The sequence below is a fragment of the Streptomyces sp. GQ60 genome (genome assembly GCF_059758875.1).
This window is the reverse complement of sequence record NZ_JCAXEG010000008.1, coordinates 317,971-334,034: the sequence shown is the minus strand read 5'-3', so window position 1 is coordinate 334,034 and position 16,064 is coordinate 317,971. Positions and strand designations below refer to the sequence as shown.

The 16,064-nt window shown below is 73.4% G+C and carries 17 protein-coding genes and 1 tRNA gene; 8 read left to right on the top strand and 10 right to left on the bottom strand.

Annotation, left to right across the window (positions count from 1 at the left end; translation table 11 throughout):
- Nucleotides 1–97 precede the first annotated feature (97 nt).
- From AC6CKD_RS22375 to AC6CKD_RS22360, 4 genes are all read right to left on the bottom strand, one after another.
- Nucleotides 98–400, bottom strand: a complete 303-nt coding sequence (locus AC6CKD_RS22375) for a hypothetical protein (RefSeq protein ID WP_498329289.1) — start codon at nucleotides 398–400, stop codon at nucleotides 98–100.
- Nucleotides 401–492: 92 nt separating this feature from the next.
- A complete protein-coding gene (locus AC6CKD_RS22370; protein WP_498329288.1) occupies nucleotides 493–837 on the bottom strand; it encodes a DUF202 domain-containing protein in 345 nt (114 codons plus the stop codon).
- The gene (locus tag AC6CKD_RS22365; RefSeq protein ID WP_498329286.1) at nucleotides 834–1,232 is read right to left on the bottom strand and encodes a YidH family protein; all 399 of its coding nucleotides are present in this window, start codon (nucleotides 1,230–1,232) and stop codon (nucleotides 834–836) included. Before AC6CKD_RS22365 ends, AC6CKD_RS22370 begins: the two co-directional genes overlap by 4 nt.
- Nucleotides 1,233–1,320: 88 nt before the next feature.
- A complete protein-coding gene (locus tag AC6CKD_RS22360) occupies nucleotides 1,321–1,842 on the bottom strand; it encodes an NUDIX hydrolase (protein WP_498329285.1) in 522 nt (173 codons plus the stop codon).
- A gap of 83 nt (nucleotides 1,843–1,925) precedes the next feature.
- Here AC6CKD_RS22360 and AC6CKD_RS22355 point away from each other — a divergent pair, with 83 nt between their 5' ends.
- Nucleotides 1,926–3,581 carry an FAD-binding dehydrogenase gene (locus tag AC6CKD_RS22355; protein ID WP_498329284.1) on the top strand — a complete coding sequence of 552 codons (1,656 nt, stop codon included), beginning with the start codon at nucleotides 1,926–1,928 and terminating at the stop codon, nucleotides 3,579–3,581.
- 39 nt (nucleotides 3,582–3,620) lie between these two features.
- Here AC6CKD_RS22355 and AC6CKD_RS22350 read toward each other — a convergent pair whose 3' ends face one another.
- Nucleotides 3,621–4,052, bottom strand: a complete 432-nt coding sequence (locus tag AC6CKD_RS22350; RefSeq protein WP_498329282.1) for an ASCH domain-containing protein — start codon at nucleotides 4,050–4,052, stop codon at nucleotides 3,621–3,623.
- Between the two features lie 228 nt (nucleotides 4,053–4,280).
- On the opposite strand from AC6CKD_RS22350, the gene AC6CKD_RS22345 reads away from it, so the two are divergent.
- Nucleotides 4,281–5,228 carry a hypothetical protein gene (locus AC6CKD_RS22345; protein ID WP_498329281.1) on the top strand — a complete coding sequence of 316 codons (948 nt, stop codon included), beginning with the start codon at nucleotides 4,281–4,283 and terminating at the stop codon, nucleotides 5,226–5,228.
- Between the two features lie 135 nt (nucleotides 5,229–5,363).
- Nucleotides 5,364–6,947 (top strand): APC family permease, encoded by a 1,584-nt coding sequence (locus tag AC6CKD_RS22340; protein ID WP_498329280.1) that lies wholly within the window; start codon nucleotides 5,364–5,366, stop codon nucleotides 6,945–6,947.
- A 105-nt stretch (nucleotides 6,948–7,052) separates the two neighbouring features.
- On the opposite strand, the gene AC6CKD_RS22335 is transcribed toward AC6CKD_RS22340, so the two are convergent.
- Both AC6CKD_RS22335 and AC6CKD_RS22330 read right to left on the bottom strand, forming a co-directional pair.
- The gene (locus AC6CKD_RS22335) at nucleotides 7,053–7,412 is read right to left on the bottom strand and encodes a zinc ribbon domain-containing protein YjdM (RefSeq protein WP_498329278.1); all 360 of its coding nucleotides are present in this window, start codon (nucleotides 7,410–7,412) and stop codon (nucleotides 7,053–7,055) included.
- A 92-nt stretch (nucleotides 7,413–7,504) separates the two neighbouring features.
- Nucleotides 7,505–7,589: transfer RNA gene (locus AC6CKD_RS22330), tRNA-Leu, on the bottom strand.
- 168 nt (nucleotides 7,590–7,757) lie between these two features.
- Between AC6CKD_RS22330 and AC6CKD_RS22325 the strand changes: the two genes are divergently transcribed.
- The 3 genes from AC6CKD_RS22325 (at nucleotide 7,758) to AC6CKD_RS22315 (ending at nucleotide 10,512) form a co-directional block, all read left to right on the top strand.
- Nucleotides 7,758–9,083, top strand: a complete 1,326-nt coding sequence (locus AC6CKD_RS22325; protein WP_385373553.1) for a M20/M25/M40 family metallo-hydrolase — start codon at nucleotides 7,758–7,760, stop codon at nucleotides 9,081–9,083.
- Between the two features lie 190 nt (nucleotides 9,084–9,273).
- Nucleotides 9,274–9,507: a chaplin ChpH gene (gene chpH, locus AC6CKD_RS22320; RefSeq protein WP_356507660.1), complete on the top strand. Its 234-nt coding sequence runs from the start codon at nucleotides 9,274–9,276 to the stop codon at nucleotides 9,505–9,507.
- Nucleotides 9,508–9,684: 177 nt separating this feature from the next.
- Nucleotides 9,685–10,512 (top strand): chaplin, encoded by an 828-nt coding sequence (locus AC6CKD_RS22315; RefSeq protein WP_498329277.1) that lies wholly within the window; start codon nucleotides 9,685–9,687, stop codon nucleotides 10,510–10,512.
- Nucleotides 10,513–10,551: 39 nt separating this feature from the next.
- Here the strand turns inward: AC6CKD_RS22315 and AC6CKD_RS22310 are convergent, their stop codons facing one another.
- Nucleotides 10,552–10,740, bottom strand: coding sequence for a DUF5703 family protein (locus AC6CKD_RS22310; RefSeq protein ID WP_243333977.1), 189 nt, complete (start codon nucleotides 10,738–10,740; stop codon nucleotides 10,552–10,554).
- A 47-nt stretch (nucleotides 10,741–10,787) separates the two neighbouring features.
- On the opposite strand from AC6CKD_RS22310, the gene AC6CKD_RS22305 reads away from it, so the two are divergent.
- The gene (locus AC6CKD_RS22305) at nucleotides 10,788–11,453 is read left to right on the top strand and encodes a hypothetical protein (RefSeq protein WP_498329275.1); all 666 of its coding nucleotides are present in this window, start codon (nucleotides 10,788–10,790) and stop codon (nucleotides 11,451–11,453) included.
- Nucleotides 11,454–11,530: 77 nt separating this feature from the next.
- On the opposite strand, the gene AC6CKD_RS22300 is transcribed toward AC6CKD_RS22305, so the two are convergent.
- Both AC6CKD_RS22300 and AC6CKD_RS22295 read right to left on the bottom strand, forming a co-directional pair.
- Nucleotides 11,531–13,825, bottom strand: coding sequence for a helix-hairpin-helix domain-containing protein (locus AC6CKD_RS22300; RefSeq protein WP_498329274.1), 2,295 nt, complete (start codon nucleotides 13,823–13,825; stop codon nucleotides 11,531–11,533).
- A complete protein-coding gene (locus AC6CKD_RS22295) occupies nucleotides 13,822–14,814 on the bottom strand; it encodes an aldo/keto reductase (RefSeq protein ID WP_498329272.1) in 993 nt (330 codons plus the stop codon). Before AC6CKD_RS22295 ends, AC6CKD_RS22300 begins: the two co-directional genes overlap by 4 nt.
- Before the next feature lie 100 nt (nucleotides 14,815–14,914).
- Between AC6CKD_RS22295 and AC6CKD_RS22290 the strand changes: the two genes are divergently transcribed.
- A complete protein-coding gene (locus AC6CKD_RS22290; protein ID WP_243333982.1) occupies nucleotides 14,915–15,964 on the top strand; it encodes an LLM class F420-dependent oxidoreductase in 1,050 nt (349 codons plus the stop codon).
- Nucleotides 15,965–16,064 lie beyond the last annotated feature (100 nt).

Genomic DNA, 16,064 nt, shown 5'->3' with positions numbered 1-16,064 from the left:
TCCCCGGTTCGACGTGACGGCCTCGGCATCCTGCCAGTCACGGCGTCCCGGGGGAGGGGGAACTCGTCAGCGGCCGCCGGCGGTCGTCGGTGACCCGTCAGTGGTCGTCGTAGTGTCCGTCGTGCTCCGCGTGCCGGTGCCCGTCGTGCAGGTAGTCGACGTGGTCCCCGTGCCGGACCGAGTCGTGACCGCAGTCCGTGCCGTGCGCGTGCTCGTGGGCGGTGTGCGGGGCGTGCCCCGCGGGCTCGCATTCGTCCCAGTGCCCGGAGTGCGCGCGGTGCAGATGGCCGTCGTGCGCGTAGTCGACGTGGTCGCCGTGCTCGACCACCCGGTGGCCGCAGTCGGGGCCGTGGGCGTGGGCGTGCTCCCGGGCGGGGTGTTCCTGGTGCAGAGTCGTCATGAAGCCGACGCTAGTGCGGATCGCCCCGGATCACCCCTTGTGTCCGCTGCGCGCCCGGGTGGCGCCACAAGGCGGACCATCGGTTCGTCGGCTCACACGATGAGCGCCATCGCGAACACCGCCAGGACCACCGCGCACGCCGTCGCGGCCAGCGCCGCACCCGCCGTGAGCCCGGCGGGCCGCGCCGCCGCCAGCTCCCGCACCCGCCGGTGCGCCACCCACATGAACGCCAGCCAGAGCAGCGCGATCACCCCGACCCCGGAGACCGCAGCCAGGGAGCCGCCCGCCGCGTTCAGGGCCTGGCGCAGCGCCAGTACCGCCACCACCGTGCACGACAGCGTCGTACGCCGCCACGCGAGCCGGGTCCGCTCGGGCTGCAGCCCCGCGTCGCGGCCGCCGGGGCCCTCGCGGTCGGCGGCGTCGGCCGGGACGCTCACCGGCCCTTCGTCCAGCCCAGCAGTACGACCACCACCATCGCCGCCGCGACCAGCCCCACCCCCAGGCTCAGCACCACCGGGAACCGGGACATCGGCAGGTCCTCGCCGCGCCGCATGGCCAGCTCGCACCGCACCCAGTGGTTCACCGCGCGCAGCGCGCAGGCCGCGCCGACCGCGAGCAGCGCGATGGCCATCCCCACGCGCACCGCCCACCGCAGGTCGGGCAGGAACTGGTCCACGGCGAAACCGCCGCCGATCAGGGCCAGGGCGGTCCTTATCCAGGCCAGGAAGGTCCGCTCGTTGGCCAGCGAGAAGCGGTAGTCGGGGGTCTCGCCCTCGTCCCTCACCCGAGCCGGCGCGAACCACAGCCGCACGTCCTTGACGAAGTCGATCACCCGCCCAATCTACTGGCGTCCCGCTCCCGCGGCGTCCGGAGCGGATCCACCGGCGTCCGGAGCGGACCTACCGGCGTCCGGAGCGGACCTACCGGCGTCCGGAGCGGAACTCCAGCAGCCTGCGGTACGCCTCCAGCCCGTCCGGCACCCACGGCCAGGAGCCGTCCGAGACCCGCCGCGCCACCTCCTCCTCGGGGAGCCACGCGTGCCAGGCCACCTCCGAGGCCTGCGGCACGACCGGCAGCTCGCAGCGGACCTCGTGCACGTAGCTCCACCAGGCCCCGCCCGGGCCCTCGTACAGGAACTTGAACAGCGGCTCGGGCCGCCCGAGCCCCGACACCCCCAGCTCCTCCTGCGCCTCCCGCAGGGCCGCCTCGGCGTAGCTCTCGCCGGCGCCGACCACCCCGCCCACGAACATGTCGTAGTACGAGGGGAAGACCAGCTTCGAATCCGTCCGCCGGTGCGTGAAGATCCGCCCCTGCCCGTCCCGGGCCAGCACGAACACGCAGCGGTGGATCAGCCCGGCCGCGTACACCTCGCCCCGCGGGGCGCGCCCCGTCACACGGTCCTCCCGGTCCACCACGTCCAGCACCTCGTCGGCCGCGCTCATCCCGTGATCTCTCCGCTCCTGTTGACTGGTTACCGCTCCGTAGCAAAGGATCGCCCCACCACCGACGGAGGACGGGTTTCGCAATGACGTACGACGCAGACGTGATCGTGATCGGGGCCGGGCTCGCGGGCCTCGTGGCCACCGCCGAGCTCGTCGACGCCGGCCGCAAGGTCATCCTGCTCGACCAGGAGCCCGAACAGTCCCTCGGAGGCCAGGCCCACTGGTCCTTCGGCGGCCTGTTCTTCGTCGACTCGCCCGAGCAGCGCCGCATGCGGATCAAGGACACCCGCGAGCTGGCCCTCCAGGACTGGTCCGGCACCGCGGGCTTCGACCGCGAGGAGGACGCCTGGCCGCGCCGCTGGGCCGAGGCCTACGTGGACTTCGCGGCCGGCGAGAAGCGCCCCTGGCTGCACGCCCAGGGCGTCCGCTTCTTCCCCGTCGTCGGCTGGGCGGAGCGCGGCGGCTACGACGCGAACGGCCACGGCAACTCCGTCCCCCGCTTCCACATCACCTGGGGCACCGGCCCCGGCCTGGTGGAGCCCTTCGAGCGCCGGGTACGGGCCGGGGCGGCCCGCGGGCTGGTCCAGCTGAAGTTCCGCCACCGGGTCACCGGGCTCTCCCGCACGGCGGGCACCCTCGACACCGTGACCGGCGAGGTCCTGGCCCCTTCCGACGCCGTACGCGGCACCGCGAGCGGCCGCGAGGCCACCGGGGAGTTCTCCCTGCGCGCCCAGGCCGTGATCGTGACCAGCGGCGGGATCGGCGGCAACCACGACCTCGTACGGGCCCAGTGGCCGGCCCGCCTCGGCACCCCGCCCGCACGGCTGCTCTCCGGGGTCCCGGCCCACGTGGACGGCCTGATGCTGGGCATCGCGGAGGGTGCGGGCGCCAGCCACATAAACAAGGACCGGATGTGGCACTACACCGAGGGCATCGAGAACTGGGACCCGATCTGGGCCAGGCACGGCATCCGCATCCTGCCCGGCCCGTCCTCGCTCTGGCTGGACGCCACCGGCAAGCGGCTGCCCGTACCGCTCTTCCCGGGCTTCGACACCCTCGGCACGCTCGACCACATCGTGAAGACCGGCCACGACCACACCTGGTTCGTCCTCAACCAGCGCATCATCGGAAAGGAGTTCGCGCTCTCCGGGTCCGAGCAGAACCCGGACCTGACGGGCAAGTCGGTCCGCGGGGTCATCGACCGGGCGCGCCAGGCCGTCCCCGGACCGGTGAAGGCCTTCATGGACAACGGCGCCGACTTCGTGGTCGAGAAGGACCTCTCCGCGCTGGTGCGCGGCATGAACGCGATCACCAAGGACGGACTCCTCGACGAGGAGACGGTCCGGCGCGAAATCGTCGCCCGCGACCGGGAGATCGCCAACCCCTTCACCAAGGACCTCCAGGTCACAGCGATCCACGGCGCCCGCAGGTACCTCGGCGACAAGCTGATCCGCACCGCCGCCCCGCACCGGATCCTGGACCCCGCGGCGGGCCCGCTGATCGCCGTCCGGCTCTCGATCCTGACCCGCAAGTCCCTGGGCGGCCTGGAGACCGACCTCTCCTCCCGCGTCCTGACCGCCACGGGAGAACCCCTCCCGGGCCTCTACGCGGCGGGCGAGGCGGCCGGCTTCGGCGGCGGCGGCGTCCACGGCTACCGGGCCCTGGAGGGCACCTTCCTCGGCGGCTGCATCTTCTCGGGCCGCGCGGCCGGCCGCGCGGCGGCCGACGCCGTTTCCTGACCCCGGCCGGCGCTGCCCCTGCCCTGTCCTGCCCCTGCCCTAGGGCAGGGGCAGGCGGGTCACCAGGCGGAACCGCTCCGCCACGACCGGGGTGTCGTCGTCGACCGTGAAGTGCGGGTCGCCGATGGCCTCCCGCATCTGCGGGCCGTGCCAGAACTCCTCGTGACCGGAGCGCCATTCGGCCACGGACGTGAACCCCTCGCCCTCGTCCAGCGCGTGCTGGAGCCCCACGTCCGCCAGGCGCAGGACCCGTACGTCCGTCACCTCCAGGACACCCACCGGACGCTCGGCGGAGTCCACGATCACCAGCATCTCGCCCGTCACCGGCAACGGGTCCCCCGCTGCCTCGTAGTCGGCGAGGACCCCCGTGGTCGTGGTCTTGGCCCCGCTCAGGACGGCCGCCACCAGCAGGTCGCGCAGCGGTCCGGGGAAGGCGAACTCGATGGGCGGAAGATCTTCGTAGGCCGTCATGGAACCCACCCTACGGTCCTCCGCGCGATCCGGCCCGAACGGGCGCGCGCCCTGCCGACAACCTGCCACGAACCGGAACAACCGCATCAACTCACCGGCTCGAACGACCAGTTGAAACTAGCCACGCGGTGGACTGGACCTTGACGCGGAGCTGTGCGTACCGCTTTGCTGTGCGTGATCTTCCAGCCACACCGTCCAACCGCCCGCGTCCTGGAGGGAATCCCGCGGATGTCGCCCCCTCCGCCGCCCCTCGGCCGCACCCGCAAGCGGGACGCCCAGCTGTTCGACCCCGCCCTCTGTGACACGGAACTCGTCGACGTCCGCGCGCAGTTCACCCAGGGCCGCTGGGCCAAGGCCCGCACCCTCCTCGTCGCCACCGGCGACGACTGGGACCGCCGCGGGCACCGCTTCGTCGTCCTCGCCGAAACCCCGGCCGCCACCGCCTGGGCACGCGAGTGGCTCCTCGCCGAACCGGAGAGCGCCGACGCCGTCACCCTCCTCGCCTGTGCGGCCGTCTTCGGCGCCCTGCGCCGCAAGGGCACCCCCGAGGCCGCCGAGGAGGCCTGCCGCCGCGCCGCGGCCCTGCTCCCGGCCGACCCCACCCCCTGGCTCGGCCTGCTGCTCCTCACCCGCGCCTTCGGCACCGAGGAGGAGTTCAGCCGCCACTTCGACCAGGTCCGGGCCCGCCACCGCGAACACCACCACGCCCACCACCTGATGGTCTCCCGACTGGCCGAGCGGGCCCCCGCCGCCGGCCGCGACCCCCTCCACGAGGTCTACGACTTCGCCGCCTGGGCCGCCGAGGAGTCCCCGGCCGACTCCCCGCTCGCCATCCTCCCCGTCATCGCCCACGCCGAGCGGTACCGCGTACTCGCCGCCGCGCAGGGTCACGGCCCGGACGCCGGAGCCGAGCACTGGTCCGGCCGCCGCGCCCGCCAGGTGCTGCGCTCCGCCTTCGACTGGTGGCTGGAGTGGGAGCGCGAAGACCACCCCCGCAACCGGGTGGACCTCAACTTCCTCGCCCACGCCAAGCTCTGCGAGGGCCGCCCCGCCGAGGCCGCCGCCCTCTTCCAGCGCATCGGCAGCCACGCCACCCGGGCCCCGTGGTCCTACCCGGACCTCGACCCGCACAAGGCCTTCCTCGCCGCACGCCGAGCCGCGCTCGGCACCGCCTGACCCCGGCCCGCCCAGACCCCGGCCACACCCCGGCCCGGCCGGACCCGCACAGCACGCACCGCTCAGCCAGCAACGTCCAGCCGGACCCGCTCAGCACGTACCGCCCAGTCCCCGCCCCGAAAGGACACCCCCGCCATGCCGACGGGCAGATCCACCACGCTCACCGACCCGGCCGGCCAGGCCGAGATCCGTACGTACAAGGGCCAGGACCGCGCCCTGCGCGCCGACCGCCTCGGCACCGCCGGCCTGCTGCTCTCCGTGCTCGCCGCGAGCGCACCCCTGATGGTCGTCGCGGGTGTCATGCCCACCACCTACGGGGTCATGGGCATCGTCGGACAGCCCCTGCTGTTCGTGATCCTCGGCGCCGTCCTCGCCCTCTTCAGCATCGGCTACGCCGAGATGAGCCGGCACGTCCACAACGCCGGCGCCTTCTACGCCTACATCGCACGCGGACTCGGCCCCACCGCCGGCGCCGGCGCCTCGCTCGTCGCCCTGGTCGCCTACAGCGCCATGCAGGTCGGCGTCTACGGCATCCTCGGCTTCGAGATCTCCGGGCTCTTCGCCACCTACCTCTACACCGAACTCGCCTGGTGGATACCGGCCCTGGCCGCCGTCGCCCTCACCGGCGCGCTCGGCTGGCTCAAGATCGACCTCAACGCCAAGGTGCTCGGCGTCCTCCTGCTCATCGAGGTCCTCCTCGTCGTCGTCTTCGACGTCGCCGCCCTCGCCGAGCCCGGCCCCGAGGGCCTCTCGCTGCACGCCTTCAACCCCGAGACCCTCACGGGCGCCGGCCTCGGCACCGCCCTGTGCTTCTGCATCGCCGCCTTCGTCGGCTTCGAGCAGTCCCCGGTGTACGCCGAGGAGACCAGCAAGCCGCACATCGTCGTCTCCCGGGTGATGTTCCTCGCCGTCGGGTTCGTCGCCCTCTTCTTCGCCGTCAGCGCCTGGGCCATCAGCGTCGCCACCGGCCCCGGCGAGGTGGTCAAGGCCTCCGCCGAGGCCGGCCCCGGCCTGCTCTTCCAGCTCACCGAGAGCCGCCTGGGCGCCACCTTCACCGACGTCCTGCACGTCCTGTTCGTGACCGGCATGTTCGCGGCGATGCTCAGCTTCCACAACGTCGTCTCCCGCTACGCCTTCGCCATGGGCCGCGAAGGCCTGCTCCCCGCCGCCTTCGGCCGCACCAACGCGGGCACCGGCGCCCCCGCCACCGGCTCGCTCCTGCAGACAGTGATCTCCGTCGCGGTCGTCCTGGCCTTCGCCCTCACCGACGACACTCCGACGGGCGACCCCACCGTGCCCGTCATGCACCTGTTCACCTGGATGGGCAGCGTCGGCGCCCTCGGCGTGACCCTCCTCATGGCCACCGCCTCCTTCGCGGTCATCGCCTTCTTCGTCCGCCGCGGCACCGCCGGCGCCCAGCTCTGGCGGCTCGGCGCGGCGGGCCTCGCCGGCCTCGCTCTGCTCGCCATCGCCGTCTACACCGTCAAGGACTTCGGCGTCCTGGTCGGCGCCGAGGAGGGCTCCGCGCTGAGCTGGGCGCTGCCCGGCATCATCGCCGCCGCCGCCGTCACGGGCCTGGCGTACGGGCTCTTCCTGCGCTCCGCCCGCCCCGCGGTGCACGCCCGCATCGGCCTGGGCAACGAGGCCTTCCGCCTCGACCAGGCGGCGGAGTCGGAGTCGGAGTCGGCCGAGGCGGCGATCCCGGCCCCGCGCGGCTGACCCGTACCGGACGTACGCCGAAGGGGCCCCGCCGCGGCGGGGCCCCTTCGGCGCGTCCTTCTCGTCTTTCCCGTCCTTCGCGTCCTTCGCGCGGGAAAGCGGAGCTCAGGCCTTCTTGACCACGCCGGACTTCAGCTGCATGGCCCCGAAGCCGTCGATCTTGCAGTCGATGTCGTGCCCGTCGACCCCGTCGATGAGCCGGATGTTGCGCACCTTGGTGCCGGCCTTGATCCCCGAGGGGCTGCCCTTGACCTTGAGCGCCTTGACGACGGTCACGGTGTCGCCGTCGTTCAGTACGTTCCCGACGGCGTCCTTCACGACCTGACCCCCGGCGTCCCCGCCGGTCTCGGCGTCGCTCTCGGCGGGCACCCACTCGTGACCGCACTCGGGGCACACCACGAGCGCGTTCATCTCGTAGGTGTACTCACAGGAGCATTTCGGACAGGGGGGAAGGTTCTCGTTCACCGGCCCAGAATATCCCGGACCCGCCCTGCACGGCTCGCCCCGCGATGTTCCCCAAACGCAGAAAACCCCACGTGAAGTGGGGTTTTCGCTTGTGTCCGAGGGGGGACTTGAACCCCCACGCCCGATAAAGGGCACTAGCACCTCAAGCTAGCGCGTCTGCCATTCCGCCACCCGGACAAGGTGTCTGTCTCGCGTCCCTCGCGGGCCGTTCCGACGTGGAAAACATTACCAAACATTCCGGGGTCCTCGATCACACCCCCCGGCGGCCGGGGATCGCCCTTGGGGGAAGCGGCCCGGGGCGCGAGGATGGAGTCAGTTCGGTACTGATCAGTGGGAGGAAGCAGCGTGAGCGAATCGGGCGCGGGCAGGACCGTCTCCGGCGAGGACGAGGTCGTCGACCTCTGCCGGGACCTCATCCGGATCGACACCAGCAACTACGGGGACCACTCCGGGCCCGGCGAGCGCAAGGCGGCCGAGTGGGTCGCCGAGCAGCTCGCCGAGGTAGGGCTGGAGCCGCAGATCTTCGAATCGCACAAGGGGCGCGCCTCGACCGTGGCTCGGATCGAGGGCGAGGACCCCTCGCGGCCGGCGCTGCTGATCCACGGGCACACCGACGTGGTCCCGGCCAACGCCGCCGACTGGACCTACGACCCCTTCGCCGGCGAGATCGCCGACGGCTGCGTGTGGGGCCGCGGCGCGGTCGACATGAAGGACATGGACGCGATGACGCTGGCCGTCGTACGCGACCGCATGCGCAGCGGCCGCAAGCCCCCGCGCGACATCGTGCTCGCGTTCCTCGCCGACGAGGAGGCGGGCGGCACCTACGGCGCCCGGTACCTGGTCGACAAGCACCCCGGCCTCTTCGAGGGGGTGACGGAGGCGATCGGCGAGGTCGGCGGCTTCTCCTTCACCGTCAACGAGAACCTGCGGCTGTACCTGGTGGAGACGGCGCAGAAGGGCATGCACTGGATGCGGCTCACGGTCGAGGGCACCGCCGGCCACGGGTCCATGACCAACAACGACAACGCCATCACCGAGCTCTGCGAGGCCGTGGGGCGCCTGGGCCGCCACACGTGGCCCGTACGCGTCACCAAGACCGTCCGGCACTTCCTGGACGAGCTGTCGGACGCGCTGGGCACCCCGCTCGACCCGGACGACATGGACGCCACGCTGGCCAAGCTCGGCGGCATCGCCAAGATGGTCGGCGCGACCCTGCGCAACTCCGCCGCCCCGACCATGCTCGGCGCCGGCTACAAGGTCAACGTCATCCCCGGCCAGGCCACCGCCCACGTGGACGGCCGCTTCCTGCCGGGTTACGAGGACGAGTTCTTCGCCGATCTCGACCGGATCCTCGGCCCGCGCGTGAAGCGGGAGGACGTCCACGCGGACAAGGCACTGGAGACGGGCTTCGACGGCAAGCTCGTGGACGCCATGCAGACAGCCCTGAAGGCGCACGACCCGATCGCGCGCGCGGTCCCGTACATGCTCTCCGGCGGTACGGACGCCAAGTCCTTCGACGACCTCGGCATCCGCTGCTTCGGCTTCGCTCCGCTCCAGCTTCCGCCGGAGCTGGACTTCGCCGGGATGTTCCACGGCGTGGACGAGCGGGTGCCGGTGGAGGGCCTGAAGTTCGGTGTACGGGTGCTCGACCGGTTCATCGACGAGTCCTGAGGCGGGTCGGGGCGGGCCGGAAACTGGCCGGGAGCCGAACGGGGCGTAGCCAACGCCCGGGAATCGGTTAGGTGTGCGGAATCCACTGAGAAGAGTGAATGCGCTCATACGCTCGTAGCCCCGGTGATCCCTCCTCGTTACAGGTGGTGCGGTCCGCGGCTGGGACCGCGCTTGCCTACTAGGAGGAACAATGCTCAAGAAGGTTGCCGCTGCTGCGGCTGTCACCGGTGGTCTGGTTCTCGCGGGTGCGGGTCTGGCTGTCGCCGACGCGGGTGCTCAGGGTGCGGCCATCGGCTCCCCCGGTGTCGCGTCCGGCAACGTCATCCAGGTTCCGGTTCACGTTCCCGTGAACGTCTGCGGTAACACGATCTCCGTGATCGGTCTGCTGAACCCGGCCTTCGGCAACACCTGCGTCAACGCCTGACGCATCTGAAGTTCTCGGCCCCGGAGCGCATTCCAGCGCTCCGGGGCTGCCGGGCTTTACGGGCCCGATGACGATCTTTCGGCGTACCGGGCGGGGGAGCCTGTGCGGCCAGTGCGCCGACCGGGGCGTGCACGTGCGTGCGCGTGCACGACGCACACACCAGGGGACGAAGTACAGATGCGACGACAGGTACAGGTCACCGGCAAGAAGACCTTGATCACCATGGCGGCCGCGGGGGGTCTGCTCGCGCTCGGAGGGGGTTACGCACACGCGGACTCCGGCGCTTCCGGCCGTGCCGCGCACTCGCCGGGACTGCTGTCCGGGAACGCCCTCGAGGCACCCGTGGACGCACCGCTGAACGCCTGCGGGAACACGGTGACGGTGGTGGGGGCCTTGAACCCGGCCTTCGGGAACCGCTGCGCGAACCTCCCGGACCGCGCCGGACACCCGCAACACCCGCAACATCCCGAGCACCCGCAACATCCCGAGCACCCGCAACATCCCGAGCACCCGCAGCACCCGAACCACCCCCAACACCCGGGCAACCCCGACGAACCGTGCGACGAGGACGACGGCCCGGGGCATCCGGAACACCCGGGCGGGCCCGGAGGCCATGAGAACCCCGGCGACCACGGGAACCCCGGCGGTCCCGGTGGCGACGGCAACCCGGGCGGTCCTGAAGACAACGGCAACCCGGGCGGTCCCGGCGGCGACGGCAACCCGGGCGGCCCCGACGGCAACGGCACCCCCGGCGGTCCGGATGCCGGGCAGCAGCCCGGCGTTCCCACGGGCCCCGGGTCCGGTACCGGTACGGGACCCGGCACCGGACCGGCAACCCCCGTGACGCACCCCGCCCAGGGGACGGGTACCAGTACCGGGACAACTCCGGCCGGGAGGCTCGCCGTTACGGGCTCCGGTGACGTCCTCACCGCCGGATTGCCCCTGGCCGCGGGCATGCTGCTGGCCGGCGCCGTGCTCTACCGCCGGGCCCGCGGCGCGGCCTGACGGTTCCTCACGATGCGGGTCCCGCCCCGGGGACCCGCATCACCAGGTCGCGCGGACCTGGCGGATGATCCGGCGGCGCAGTCGCACGCGGCGACTGCCGTCCCGAAGCAGGGTCAGCCGGTCGAGCTCCCAATGCCCGTACTCGGCGTGTTCGGTCAGCAGGCGGGTCGTTTCCTGACGTGGAACCCCACGGGGCACGTACAAGTCGACAAATTCGTATTCCGGCATCGCATCTATTGTGCCGCGAGAGCCCCGCTACGGATAGCGTCTGCACTATGTCTGATGCCGCTCTGCCCACTGTTGCCGAGGTCCGCGCCGCCGCCGAGGCGGTCAAGGCCGCGCTCGACCGTCACCTCGCCGCGGTCGAGAGCAGGATCGGGGACGATGATCCGGACGTCTACGCCGCGTTCAACGAACTCGCCGCCGCCGCCGAGGAGTACGACGAGCTCCTCTACGACCGCTACGACGAGGTCACCCCGTTCGAGATTCCCACGCCCGAGGACGGCCTCCCGTACACCGGGCCCGCCGAACCCGCCGCCTTCAGCGTGCTCATCCGCCGGGACTACGCCGTCGTCGAGCCGGCGCGCCTGATCGCCCAGGCCGAACGCGTCGTCGCGCACGACCGCGAGGCCGAACTCGCCCACGACGGCGGCACCGCCGACGCGCTCGGCGTGCTCTTCGGCGAGTACGAGCCGGATGAAATCGCCTCCCGTGCGAAGGACTTCGGGCTGGAGGAGGGGGATTCCACGCTGTGGATCGCCGCTGTGGAGGAGGTCGCGGAACCGGGGGAGTGGCTCGGTACGCCCTTCGCGCACATCGATCCGCAGGACGTGATGCACCGGTTCGACGTCAGCTCCGTCTTCGACGAGGACGACGAAGGTGACGACGAGGACGACGCCGAGGACGGCGAGCCGGCCGAGCGGGGTCTGACCCCGGCCTGAACCGGCCCCGCGCGACGCCCCTACGGAGAACGCACCGCGGCCCCCGTCCCACCGGGACGGGGGCCGCGGTGCGTCCGCTACTGGGGCTGCGCCGACGCCGAGGCCACGAGCGCCCGCAGCAGACCCGCCAGCCGGGTCGTACGGGGCTTCGCCGGGACCTCGGCGACCGCGTGCGGGAGCGCCTGGTCCACCCCGTGCACCACCGAAAGGTGCCGCTCGGCCCGCCCGAACGCCGTGTACACCCAGTCCCGCGACAGGGCCTGGGCCGCGTCGCCGGGCAGCACGACGACGGCCGCGGGCCAGCGCGAGCCGACGGCCTGGTGCGCCGTCACCGCCCAGCCGTGCCGCACCTGCGCCTCCACCCGCTCCTTCGGTACGACGATCCGCGCGCCCGCGGCTCCGGCCAGGTGCAGCCCCTGGGCGTCGGCCGACACCACCCGGGCCGGCAGCGCCCGCCCGGCGGAGGGCACGTGGACCACCCGGTCACCGGGGTCGAAGCCGCCGAACCGGCCGGGGCCCGGGTTCAGCCGCTCCTTGAGGGCCGCGTTGAGCGCGCGGGTGCCCGCCGGGCCGCCGTGCCCCGGGGTGATCACCTGGACGGCGTCCGCCGGGATCCCGAAGGCGCGGGGCACCGACTCGGCCACCAGCTGGACGGTGCGGTGCACCGCATCCCCGGCGTCGCGGACCGGCACGATGACGACTTCCTTGCCGGGGGCGTCGACCTGGTTCAGCTCCCCGGCCCCGATCCCCGAGACCAGCTCGCCGATCGGGCCCGGGTCCGGGAACCGGGAGACGAGCTGCGGGCAGGCGCGGGCCGCGAGCACATCGGCGAAGACCCGGCCGGGACCGGCGGAGCCCAGCACCGCGGGGTCGCCGGACAGCACCAGGCGGGCCCCGTCGGGGACGGACTCCACCAGAGCCGCGGCCGTCTCCACGTCCAACTGCGGGGCGTCCAGGACGATGAGCAGGTCCAGCGCGAACTGCCCGTCCGCGTTCCGCCCCGGGCCCTCGGCGCCGGCCAGCAGGCCCGCGACGGTGACGGCGTCCTCGGCCGGGGCGTGCGCGGCCAGGCAGGCCCGCAGGCCGAACTCCCGGGCGGCGGCGAGCAGTGCGCGGGGTTCGGCACGGGCGGCCTCACCACCGGTGTGGGTGAGCAGCCCGTGCCCGGCGGCGGCGCGGATCAGCTCGGCGCCGGGGCCGGTGGCGGCCTTGTCCCAGTCGGCGGGGTCCGTGAAGGTGTTGGCGAGCCGGGCCAGGCCCTCCGCGAGGCTCTCCTCGGCCATGGCGGAGCCCTCCAGGCCCACGAGGATCCGTACAGGCTGCTCCTCATCCTCACCGACGGGAGGCCCGACCGGCTCCTCGAAGGCCAGCACGGCCCCCTCGCCGACGGCCGCCTCCAGGGCCTCCGCGGGGTCCGGCACGCCGTACTGGGCGAGTGCGGACTCCAGGGTGGGGGCCTCCAGCACGGTGTGGCCCTTGGCTGCGGCCTGCGCCAGCAGCCACCCCACCAGGGCGGCGGACCGCCGCTCGTCGCCGGGGCCGGTCGCCTCGGCGCCGAGCAGGGCGCGGGCGAAGCCGTCGGCCTGGGTCGGGCGGACCCCCGCGACGGCCAGCAGCCGCCAGGGGGACTCGGCGAGCTGCGCGGCGGCGTCCTCGCCGAGGGCGGCGGCGGTCTGCGGGGCGAGGGCCTCGGGGGCCCCGCCCTTGGCCAGCACGGCGCGGATCGCCTGGACGGCGTCGGGGGAGGGAGCGGCGTGAGCCCGCGGCGCGGGTGCGGGCGTGCGCGCCGGGGCGGGCGCGGTGGCGGGCTCCGGCCTGCGGGGCGCCGGGGGCGCGTCGAACGCGGCGGGGGGCTTGCCGCCGCCCTCCACGGCCCGTACGGCGGCCAGCAGGTCGGCGGCCGTGCCGCTGAGCTTGGCGCCGGCCTCCACGGGGGCTTCGCGCTCCGCCTTGCGGCGGGCGATGCGCTCCCGCTCGATCTTCTGCGCGGCCAGTTCGGCCGCGGCTTCGCTGAGCTGGGGCACGGCTTCGGCGGCCGCGGTGGCCTCCGTGGCACCGGTGCCGGTCGCGGGCCCCGCGGGGCTGTCCCCCGCCCCCTCGTCCGGCGCTTCGCCGGAGCCGTCCACCGGGGCCTCGGCCCCGGCGGCCCCGGCCTCGGCGGCCTCGGCGGCCTCGGCGGGCTCGGCCTCGTCGGAGCCGTCGTGGCCGACGGCCGGCGCAGGCTCCGCCACCGCGGGCCCGGCTTCGCCCGGAGCGTCACCGTCGGCCGGGTCTTGCGTGGCGGCCGGGGGCGTCGCCGGGTCCTCCGGGGCAGCGGCCTCGGCCGTGGCCGGGTCCTCCGCGGCAGCGGCGTCGGCGGCGGTGTCGCTCACAAGGTGCTCCAGTCCTGATCGGGGTAGCGGTGGACGGGCGCCGAGACGTCGTCCAGCGCTTGGCGGATCTCCACCGGAAGACTAAGGGCCTCCACCGACAGGGCGGCCCCGAGCTGCGCCGACGTTCGCGCGCCGATGATCGGCGCGGCCACCCCGGGGCGGTCCCGGACCCAGGCCAGGGCCACCTGGAGCGGGGTGACCGCCAGGCCGTGGGCGGCCGTCGCCACCGCGTCCACGATCCGGCTCGCCGGCTCGTCCAGGTAAGGGTCCACGAAAGCGGCCAGGGTCTCCGAGGCGCCCCGGGAGTCCGCCGGGGTGCCCGCCCGGTACTTGCCGGTCAGGACGCCCCGGCCCAGCGGGGAGGAGGGCAGGAGGGAGACCCCCAGGTCCAGCGCGGCCGGGACCACCTCCCGTTCCACCCCGCGCTGGAGCAGCGAGTACTCCATCTGCGTGGACGCCAGCCGGGTCCGTACCCCCGGCGCCGCGAGCTGCCAGGTCGCCGCCTTCGCGAGCTGCCACCCGCTGAAGTTCGACACGCCCGCGTACCGCGCCCGGCCGCTGCTCACCGCGATGTCCAGCGCCTGGAGGGTCTCCTCCAGCGGGGTCCAGGGGTCGAAGGCGTGGACCTGCCAGAGGTCGACGTAGTCCGTGTCCAGACGGGCCAGGGAGTCGTCCAGGGCGGCGAGGAGGTGACCGCGCGAGGCGTCGAAGCGGCGGTCCGGGTCCGCGACACCACCGGCCTTCGTCGCGACCACCAGGTCCCGCCGCGGGACGACGGAACCGATCAACTGCCCGAGGAGGTACTCCGCTTCCCCGCCCCCGTACACGTCGGCGGTGTCCACGAGCGTGCCGCCCGCGTTCCAGAACGTCTTCAACTGCGCGGCCGCTTCCGCCTCGTCCGGTCCGTCCGCCGACCGGCCCCAGGTCAGTGTGCCGAGACCGAGCCGGGAGACGCGCAGTCCGGTGCGGCCGAGATGCCTCTGCTCCATGAGCGCTGAGACTACTGCGGCGCTGACGCGGGGCGCCCGGGCGCGCTACAGTCCCCGCAGACCCACGTTACTGATCGGTAAACAGGCAAGGGGACGACACATGCGGCTCGGCATCAATCTCGGCTACTGGGGCGCTGGCATGGACGCCGACAACCTGGCCGTCGCGCAGGAGGCCGACCGCCTCGGCTACGACGTCTGCTGGGCCGCGGAGGCCTACGGATCCGACGCCCCGACCGTGCTCGCCTGGGTCGCCGCCCAGACCGAGCGCATCGACGTGGGCTCCGCCATCCTGCAGATCCCAGCCCGCCAGCCCGCGATGACGGCCATGACGGCCGCCACCCTCGACTCCCTCACCAAGGGCCGCTTCCGGCTCGGCCTCGGGGTCTCCGGACCCCAGGTCTCCGAGGGCTGGTACGGCGTCAAGTTCGACAAGCCGCTCGCGCGGACCCGCGAGTACGTGGAGATCGTCCGCAAGGCGATGACCCGCGAGCGGCTGTCCTACGAGGGCGAGCACTGGACCCTGCCGCTGCCCGGCGGGCCGGGCAAGCCGCTCAAGCTGACCGTGCACCCCGAGCGCGAGCACATCCCGCTCTACATCGCCGCCATCGGGCCCAAGAACCTCGAACAGACCGGCGAGATCGCCGACGGCGCCCTGCTGATCTTCCCGGCCGCCGAGCACCTGGAGGCCACCGCCCTCACCCACATCCGGGCGGGCCGCGAGAAGGCCGGGCTGACGATGGACGGCTTCGACGTCTGCCCGACCGTGCCGCTCGCCCTCGGCGAGGACGTGGCCGGACTCGCGGACATGTTCCGCCCGTACACCGCCCTGTACGTGGGCGGCATGGGCAGCCGCAAGCAGAACTTCTACAACCAGCTCGCCCAGCGCATGGGCTACGAGAAGGAAGCCGCCGAGATCCAGGACAAGTACCTGGCCGGCGACAAGCAGGGCGCCGCTGCCGCGGTCCCGCACTCGCTGATCGACTCCACCACCCTGCTGGGCCCGGTGGAGCGCATCGCCGACGGGATGCGGGCCTACGCCGAGGCCGGGGTCACCACCCTGACGCTCGCCCCGGCCGGCTTCACCCTGGAGGAGCGGACCGCCGCCCTGCGCGCCGGCGTCGAGGCCATGGAGCTGGCCGGCCTGGCCTGACCGCCGCCGGACGGAGTACGGCGCAGCCGCCCGAAGCCCGCGGAGCAGTGCGGGGGGCGGCGTGGAGAACGAGAAGCCTGCGGCCGTGGTGGGGGCTCGG

Excerpts from the sequence above, each read along its gene's own strand:
- AC6CKD_RS22310 (WP_243333977.1), bottom strand. The coding sequence starts at position 10,740 with ATGCCGGAATACGAATTTGTCGACTTGTACGTGCCCCGTGGGGTTCCA.
- chpH (WP_356507660.1), top strand. The coding sequence starts at position 9,274 with ATGCTCAAGAAGGTTGCCGCTGCTGCGGCTGTCACCGGTGGTCTGGTT.
- AC6CKD_RS22295 (WP_498329272.1), bottom strand. The coding sequence starts at position 14,814 with ATGGAGCAGAGGCATCTCGGCCGCACCGGACTGCGCGTCTCCCGGCTC.
- AC6CKD_RS22355 (WP_498329284.1), top strand. The coding sequence starts at position 1,926 with ATGACGTACGACGCAGACGTGATCGTGATCGGGGCCGGGCTCGCGGGC.
- AC6CKD_RS22360 (WP_498329285.1), bottom strand. The coding sequence starts at position 1,842 with ATGAGCGCGGCCGACGAGGTGCTGGACGTGGTGGACCGGGAGGACCGT.
- AC6CKD_RS22340 (WP_498329280.1), top strand. The coding sequence starts at position 5,364 with ATGCCGACGGGCAGATCCACCACGCTCACCGACCCGGCCGGCCAGGCC.
- AC6CKD_RS22345 (WP_498329281.1), top strand. The coding sequence starts at position 4,281 with ATGTCGCCCCCTCCGCCGCCCCTCGGCCGCACCCGCAAGCGGGACGCC.
- AC6CKD_RS22305 (WP_498329275.1), top strand. The coding sequence starts at position 10,788 with ATGTCTGATGCCGCTCTGCCCACTGTTGCCGAGGTCCGCGCCGCCGCC.
- AC6CKD_RS22375 (WP_498329289.1), bottom strand. The coding sequence starts at position 400 with ATGACGACTCTGCACCAGGAACACCCCGCCCGGGAGCACGCCCACGCC.
- AC6CKD_RS22350 (WP_498329282.1), bottom strand. The coding sequence starts at position 4,052 with ATGACGGCCTACGAAGATCTTCCGCCCATCGAGTTCGCCTTCCCCGGA.
- AC6CKD_RS22290 (WP_243333982.1), top strand. The coding sequence starts at position 14,915 with ATGCGGCTCGGCATCAATCTCGGCTACTGGGGCGCTGGCATGGACGCC.
- AC6CKD_RS22315 (WP_498329277.1), top strand. The coding sequence starts at position 9,685 with ATGCGACGACAGGTACAGGTCACCGGCAAGAAGACCTTGATCACCATG.